Annotated in this window: 6 protein-coding genes; 2 read left to right on the top strand and 4 right to left on the bottom strand. The window is 39.3% G+C overall.

Translation table 11 applies throughout. The features are described 5' to 3' along the window. Positions 1-116: 116 nt before the first annotated feature. Positions 117-857, bottom strand: coding sequence for a DUF429 domain-containing protein (locus tag IQ264_RS30575; RefSeq protein ID WP_193986155.1), 741 nt, complete (start codon positions 855-857; stop codon positions 117-119). Positions 858-947: 90 nt separating this feature from the next. Between IQ264_RS30575 and IQ264_RS30570 the strand changes: the two genes are divergently transcribed. Beyond that, a complete protein-coding gene (locus IQ264_RS30570) occupies positions 948-1421 on the top strand; it encodes a hypothetical protein (protein ID WP_193986153.1) in 474 nt (157 codons plus the stop codon). Between the two features lie 74 nt (positions 1422-1495). Here the strand turns inward: IQ264_RS30570 and IQ264_RS30565 are convergent, their stop codons facing one another. Further along, positions 1496-1732 carry a hypothetical protein gene (locus IQ264_RS30565; protein WP_193986151.1) on the bottom strand — a complete coding sequence of 79 codons (237 nt, stop codon included), beginning with the start codon at positions 1730-1732 and terminating at the stop codon, positions 1496-1498. Positions 1733-1918: 186 nt separating this feature from the next. On the opposite strand from IQ264_RS30565, the gene IQ264_RS30560 reads away from it, so the two are divergent. After that, positions 1919-5239, top strand: coding sequence for an NACHT domain-containing protein (locus IQ264_RS30560; protein WP_193986149.1), 3321 nt, complete (start codon positions 1919-1921; stop codon positions 5237-5239). Positions 5240-5649: 410 nt separating this feature from the next. On the opposite strand, the gene IQ264_RS30555 is transcribed toward IQ264_RS30560, so the two are convergent. Next, the gene (locus IQ264_RS30555; protein ID WP_193986147.1) at positions 5650-6048 is read right to left on the bottom strand and encodes an SH3 domain-containing protein; all 399 of its coding nucleotides are present in this window, start codon (positions 6046-6048) and stop codon (positions 5650-5652) included. A gap of 325 nt (positions 6049-6373) precedes the next feature. Next, entirely contained in the window at positions 6374-6757 is a 384-nt protein-coding gene (locus IQ264_RS30550) for a hypothetical protein (RefSeq protein WP_193986145.1), read from the bottom strand. Positions 6758-7290: the final 533 nt, after the last annotated feature.

Below are 7290 nucleotides of genomic sequence, written 5' to 3'. Positions count from 1 at the left end.
CCCCCAACCCCCTCCCCGTACACGAGGAGGGGGCTAAATTTTATCTGTGTACCCTATGGGAAGGCTACGCCTACATCTGTGTTTATCTGTGGATATCTGTGGTTAAAAAACGATCGTCAAGTTAATTTTAATGGATTATGTAAAGAATTAGGAACCACAATATATCCTGTAGAATTATCACCTAAAACTAAATTTCGTTCTATTCCCCAATACCACCAATAAGCACCAACATAAGCACAGATTAAACTGTCGAGTTGGTCTTCTACATTTTTCATTGCTAAACCTGTAAGAGGAATTTCTGGTAATTCAGTTAAGTTAAGTTTTGGTTGCAGATTTGGTAAGCAATTTAAAATATAGTAGCGTAGTTTAATTAATTCGGTGCGTCTATCTGCTAATTTACCTTTTTTATATTTTAAAATCCGTTCTAACCCAAATAAATTTACAATTGCCGGATGAGGAAACACTTCTATTTGATATCTGCCCAATTTTTGTGGTTCTATTGTTGCGGCGTGTGCAAAACCTTTAGCTTCTAAACTTAAGCCAAATTCAACTGTTTTTTGGGCAAAAGGCCGCCCTAAATTTGCCGGATAACAAGCAGCGTGATAGCGATGAAATAATTTGTGAGTCAGGGTATCTGGGACACGCATTCCTGTTGCATTGGGAATTAAAGTTGGCGCATCTACGGCAATAATTGCGGGGGTTGCATCGGGTGCGAAAGCGTCTACCCAGGAAAGAATATCAGAGATAGATTCGCGACGATCTAAATCGAGTAATTGCAGTTGGTTATTTTGCCAAGTTAAGCAGCATAAACCACTTGCGCCATTTCTCCAACCTAAGTCAATTCCGATAAATTTCATAATTACAAAGGGGGTTTTTATAAATATATTATGATAACATTGAATAAGATAAAAATCAGCAATTAAAACGGATTAGCAGCTAAATTTTAAATGACAAAATTTGTTTACGATCAATTTGCTAAGGATTATTTAAAGGAGTTATTAACGCCTCTTGGTGAGGTAGAAACAAGCCGAGATGTTCCTGGGGAAGTGCGATCAAATGCTCTTTTATTATTGGCTAATTTGGAAGCAACTATTCAAGCGAGTCAAAATATCGATCGAGAAGAACAGGAGTTAGTTATGGAATTATCACCACTACTTTTAAAATGGGAAGAGGAAGCTGTACAACGAGGTTTACAACAAGGTTTACAACAAGGAGTAAGAACGGAACGCCGCGCCACAATTGAAAATTTGTTGCGGGTGCGATTTGGTGTTTTGGATGAAGAATTATCGAGAATAATAGAGCCTTTGTTGGAGTTACCGCCAGAGGAATTTGCTGTTTGGAGATTACGAATATTTGATTTATTATTGGCGAGGCGGACACGATTTTCTCTACTTCACCTACCAAGGAGAAACCATCATTGATTCCGGTTGGTGGATGGCGTGGGAATGAGCTTAAAAACCCGCGCAGGCGGGTTTTGTTTGTGTAGCGGCGAATTCTATTCGCTGGGTTTGTTGGTGCGATCGATCTTTTTACCAATCCTTTTTTCCGCATTATAAGCTTTGATAATTAACTCAACACCTTGAGCGATCATTGATTGGATTACATCGATTGGATTTTTCCCCGATAACACATCGATATTGCCTTTAACTCCAATTATTATTGCCTGAATTATCAAGGAAACAGCAATAAATTTTTTAACCAACTTTCCAGATTTTTTCTGTTTGCTAATCATTGTTTTCAAGCCCAAAGTTAACTACTCTTTGAGAATAGAAGGGCTTAAATAGACATAAAATTAGTCACAAATACCAAACAAATAGAAATAAATAGAATTAAATAGACAAAAAATATAAATATTTTTTTGTCTAAGGATTCTGACGACCTAATTTAATGTGCTAGAATCCAATAAAATATTTGTAAAATGTATACTTGTATGGCGGCACAGGAAGACTTGCAGCAGGAAAAGCGCAGATTTCTGGAGGAACTAGCTACCCAATACGAATTTTTTGGTGACACGAGAGAAGCTTTTTTGAATAGGTTTGATGAGAGTAAGGCAAGACAAAACAATACCACTCTCGCAAATTCTATTAACTGGATGGGAGAACCAGCAAATAAACGGCAGAAACTCCAAGATGAGTTAAATAATATATATAAGGTTTTAGAAAAAAATGGTTGTTTAATAATTCGGGAATCATCTAATGAAAAAAAGAGAGGACGATCGCCAAAAGGTAAAAGTCCTTGGGAGCAAGCTTTTCAATGGTTATGGAAGACAAGATTTCCTGATTGGCAGAAAAAGCCCAGCAGTGATAACATTAACTGGCGCGAAATCTGCAACCAAGTATTAGCAACCCAACACCTGCGCCGCCAAGCAACAACACAACAATATGAATTAAATATTTACGTACCCTTGGGATTAATGGAACGTCCCAAAACACCAAACCTCAGAAAAAACGCCACTGGGGAAGATTTGCAACCGCAGAAAGAACCAGAACAGCAAATCCTCGAAAAGTATAAAGATGTTGCTTTTTTCCAGAAAGTTATTGCCGAAAATCACACGGAAAAAGGCAAGCATATTGCGATAATTGGCGAACTGGGTGCGGGGAAAACTACGCTGTTAGGAAAACTCGCCCAACAGTTGCATGAAAAATCATCGGATTTTCCCATTTGTATTCGATTGGCAGATTTACGGGATAGGGAAATAAAAGATTATTTATTGAATAATTGGCTGGAAAAAGCGCTGGAATATATACATCCTGTTCCTCAGAATATCACTCCAGAAATTACAGAAGCTCTCAAACAACTATTCCGTCAAGGTAAGGTGTGGTTGCTGTTGGATGGGGTGGATGAAATGGCGGCGACTTGCCCTATCGAGGCGTTGGCGAGAATTCGGGAACAACTGACTGACTGGGTGGGTAAGGCGCGGGTGGTGCTAACTTGCCGTTTGAATGTTTGGGATGCGGCGATTAGCAATCCGCTGACGGATTTTGATACTTATAAGACTTTGCCATTAGAACTTGATGATGTGGATGAGTTTATTCGCCAGTGGTTTGAAGAGGCGAGTCAGGATGTGAAACGGCGCAATTCTGGCAATGAAACTTTTTGGCGAGAACAGGGAAAACGCTTAACAAGACAGTTAAAAGAACCGGGAAAAGAGCGAATCAAAGAACTAGTACGCAATCCCCTGCGGTTGTCGATGTTGTGTCAGTCTTGGTGCGTAGCGGAACGGGATTTGCCGGAAACGAAGGCGGCACTTTACGAGCAGTTTACCACTTATTTTTTTTACTGGAAACAAGAGGAATTCCAGAAGAAGTATCAGCGGGTATTAACAGAGACAGAAGAAACACAGATTAAAGAAGCTTTGGCAAAGTTGGCTTTAGCGGCAATGGAAAGCGTTAATCGGTTTCGGATTGAGAAAAGATTTGCCATTGAGCAGATGGAGGAACATTGGTTTAATTTAGCAGATGAATTGGAATGGTTGGTTTTAGTTGACAGGGATACCCGCACGAAAAAGCCTGTTTATTCGTTTTTACATTCAAGTTTTCAGGAATATTTTGCAGCTTTGGCTGTTGATGAAAACGTTAACTATTGGGATTTTTTCTTACCTCGTAACCATATTAATCGTCCTGTTCCTGGTAAGCGTTATCGCATTTTTGAGCCGCAGTGGAAAGAGGTGATTTTGCTGTGGTTGGGACGAGAGGATGTGAAAAGCCAGCAGAAGGAAGAATTTATCAAGAAATTAGTGGAATTCAATGATGGGTTAGAAGACTGTCCCTGGTATTGGCTTCAAGCTAATTTTATAGCAGCAGCAGTAATTGCAGAGTTTGAACCAGAGCATCATATTGCTGACGTAATTATAAAGCGAATAATTTATTGGAGTCTTGTTGATGTATATCAGGTTATTGAAAATCCAAGATATTTTATGGTTAGCCAAGCTAAGAAGGCACTACAAGAAACTAATCAAATAAAAGCCCTGAACATCTTAGTTGACCGCCTAGATACTGAAGATAACCATATTCGTCGTTTAGTTGCAGATCTCATATTGACGATTAACCCAGATAATACGAAGGCTGTGCAAACACTAATTCAACTATTAAGTACCAGCAACTATCATGATGAGCAGGCTAATATCATTGGATCTTTAGCAAAAGTTAGAGTTTTAAATTCAGAATTGAGCAGTATCCTAAAACAATTTTTGATGAGTCAGGATGAATATGTACGCTACCTGACAGCTTCTAGATTAACCAAGACTGAATCCGATCAGTCTCAAGCTATTAAAGTCCTGAAAAATTTGCTAGGGACTTGGGTTAATGATTTTGCTGCTCACTGTCTCAAGCAAGTTGCGCCTGAAGTACCTGTTACATTAATTTTTCTTGAACCTTACAGCGATGAGATTAGTTTTACTTCAGTCACATCTAGGCTAGAAATACTAGGGTTAGGAAATTTTGACCTTGACGTTTTGAACTCCAAGTTTCAAAACATAGTAAATCTTCTAATTAATTTTATACACATCAGTAAGGATAGAAAAGAACGTGAGGATGCTGTTAGGAGCTTAAGTACACTTCTTCTGAGCAAAAAATTTTCTAACCGACAAGAACTGTTTCCATCAATTGTTACAGGTCTTAAAATTGGAATTTTGGATCGAGTTTACACCAATGATTCTCTTGACACTTATAACACTTACGGTCACTGCTACGATATACTCTGGCATTGCTCCCAAAATCTCCCCTACCCCGACTTCTATCAAGCTTGGCACCAAGACACCCTTACCAACACCGCAACAGCAAACGTCAACATAGCAAACTTACCCCAAGACCTTGCCGAAGCTATTAACAATCAACCCGAATTATGCAGCAAATTTAAGCTAATTTGCATCGACACACACCAAATCCTCGACCCCGAAAACCCCGCCCCAGAAATTTACGACCAGATGCTAAATCAAAATTGTCCAGAGTGGCAGAATGGGTATCCAGAAACAATGCAAAAACTCAAACTTTATTGGAATTACCTGCGCCGCAATAGCGAAAATCCCCGGTTTTTCATCTGCTACGATTCCACAGCACTCACAGCCACACCCACAGGATTTAGCGATACATTTCTGAAAGGTTTGAGCAAATTTGAAGGCGCGATTTGTGTAGTGTGGGAAACCGGGGAAATTGGGTTGCAAACATTTTCACCGACTCAACCAAATTTAATCGCAGATATTGTCGGTTGGATGAGAGAGAAAATGATGGAAAATTTGTAGGGGAGAAGCATTTGGGCGACAATTTATGTGGCGTAACCAAAATATTTATGTCCAAATGCTAATGCCTACGGCACGCTACGCGAACGCCCTGTCCTGATGTGCTTTGCCCTGTTTTAATGTAAAGATAAAAATTTTTGTTCATATAAATTGTCGCGGGGGGAGGGCGAAGCATTCGGGTTTATAAATTGTTGATTATCCTGATATATTGTCGCCCGAATGCTTCGCCCCTACAGTTGATTCTTTGATTTCTTCTTGCAGTCTGCGTTTCTTGATTTTAGAATGAATTGATGTACGATCGCAACTTTAATAACCTACTTATTCTTGAATTTGTTTAGAAATCACTTCAAAATACACATACAAAAAACAGACCCTAATTAATAGAGCCTGTTTAAAAACATCGTTAAAAACCATCAACAACCTTTCAAAAACTCACCGAAAACATAGCCTTGAACAGGACTAGAAATTTGTACCCAGCCATTAGGAAAGCGTCGGATAACTGTTACGGTAGTATCATTATCTAATTGTTCAACAACTGGGCCATAAATTCGGGAACGAACGTTGAGTTTATAGACAACATTTTCGCCAGAATTGTTTACAGCAACTACTTTAGCGCAAGTGTTTTTAACCGTTGCTTGTTTAGGAGAGGCTGTTTTTTTGACTGTAGTTTTTCTGACTACTTTCTGGGAACTTTGACTAACGCGAGAAGTTTTTGTACAAGCATCAGTGGTTAGCGCGATCGCACCTAGCATACTCACTGTTAATAGTGCGATCGTAGTAGCATATTTTTTCCATACTTTGTTGATAGCCATAATGGTAATCTCCTTTGGTAAGCTCATTCTATTGATACTTGAAGACTAACTCCATTATCAGACAAAAGAGTGAGCCAGAAGCCCACTCCACAAAGTATTATTGAACTATAAACGATCGCATAATTTCATGGCCTTTATGCGATCGCATCTGACCGATCTACCCCCCGCGCAAACTTGCAGATACCGGAGTCAATGGATCTTTGGGATCTAGCGGCTGGTTAATTAGGAAGAGTGAAGAAAAACAAAGAAACATAAACTTTTTTTTCTTCTCTCTCATGATGATTTTCGCTATTTATATTTGCCGATCGCACTGATCAAAAGTATATTAACCAGCAACAGATCTTGGGCAAGGTCTAAGATATCTGGTGTAGACATAACCTCCTGTAGATAGCCTTACCCAACCCCGGTAATAACTATTAGGAATTACTCTGACATAAGTGCCATTGTAAGCATAGCCAATCAGCTGTCCATTAGGCGATCGACGAATGAAAAGTCTGCCACCACCAGTAACAACTCGGCTACAAACTGTGCCGTGTGCAGCTAGTTGGTAGTTAGGTGTTACATTATTTGCTAATGATGTTTGTGTTGTTTCACAAGGTTGGAAATATGGAGTTGCGGCGGCGCTAGGTTTAATACCAAAACCGAGAGAACCCAATGCAGAAAGAGAAACTAAAGAAAAGGTGGCAACAAAATTTTTCCAAGCACTCATATTTCTAGATTCTTCTAGTGAGAAAATCAAAACTACTTGTTACCTATTCAAAAGTGAGATTTAAAAACCCGGAATTTTTTCCTAAAAAGACTTCTATTAATTCTTTTTTCCACAAATTAAAATCTTGGCTACACAAACAAAGTCCGCCTACGCGGACTAAATAATAAAGGAGTTACTTAATCGATATTTGGTATTTGAGGGGCGTTTTTTAGTAATATCAAGTCTGCTTGATTACCCATAATTCCCATTGCACCCTACCCCGCCTACGGCACCCCTCCCTGTTGACGGGATGGCGGAGGGGTTCTTGATTAGGGGTAATTTACCGGACATGATATAAAACAACCCAGATATCACAGACGGATATGCTTGTGAAATTGTTCCATCAGATCATCTCATGAAAAAACCCAGCGATTTAAGGAACTGGGTTGGGTTTCACAATACACCTCTCCAGAAATTAAAGATGCGTTACCACTGATAAACTGCTACGCATTTAAATTGAATATTTAGGCTGATGGTGAGATGGGCTGTCTCTT

Source organism: [Phormidium] sp. LEGE 05292 (assembly GCF_015207735.1).
Lineage (GTDB): Bacteria > Cyanobacteriota > Cyanobacteriia > Cyanobacteriales > Aerosakkonemataceae > Floridanema.
This window is presented reverse-complemented; position numbering and strand designations above follow the sequence as displayed.

Coding starts and splice junctions, on each gene's coding strand:
- IQ264_RS30575 (WP_193986155.1), bottom strand. CDS start 857: ATGAAATTTATCGGAATTGACTTAGGTTGGAGAAATGGCGCAAGTGGT.
- IQ264_RS30570 (WP_193986153.1), top strand. CDS start 948: ATGACAAAATTTGTTTACGATCAATTTGCTAAGGATTATTTAAAGGAG.
- IQ264_RS30565 (WP_193986151.1), bottom strand. CDS start 1,732: ATGATTAGCAAACAGAAAAAATCTGGAAAGTTGGTTAAAAAATTTATT.
- IQ264_RS30560 (WP_193986149.1), top strand. CDS start 1,919: ATGTATACTTGTATGGCGGCACAGGAAGACTTGCAGCAGGAAAAGCGC.
- IQ264_RS30555 (WP_193986147.1), bottom strand. CDS start 6,048: ATGGCTATCAACAAAGTATGGAAAAAATATGCTACTACGATCGCACTA.
- IQ264_RS30550 (WP_193986145.1), bottom strand. CDS start 6,757: ATGAGTGCTTGGAAAAATTTTGTTGCCACCTTTTCTTTAGTTTCTCTT.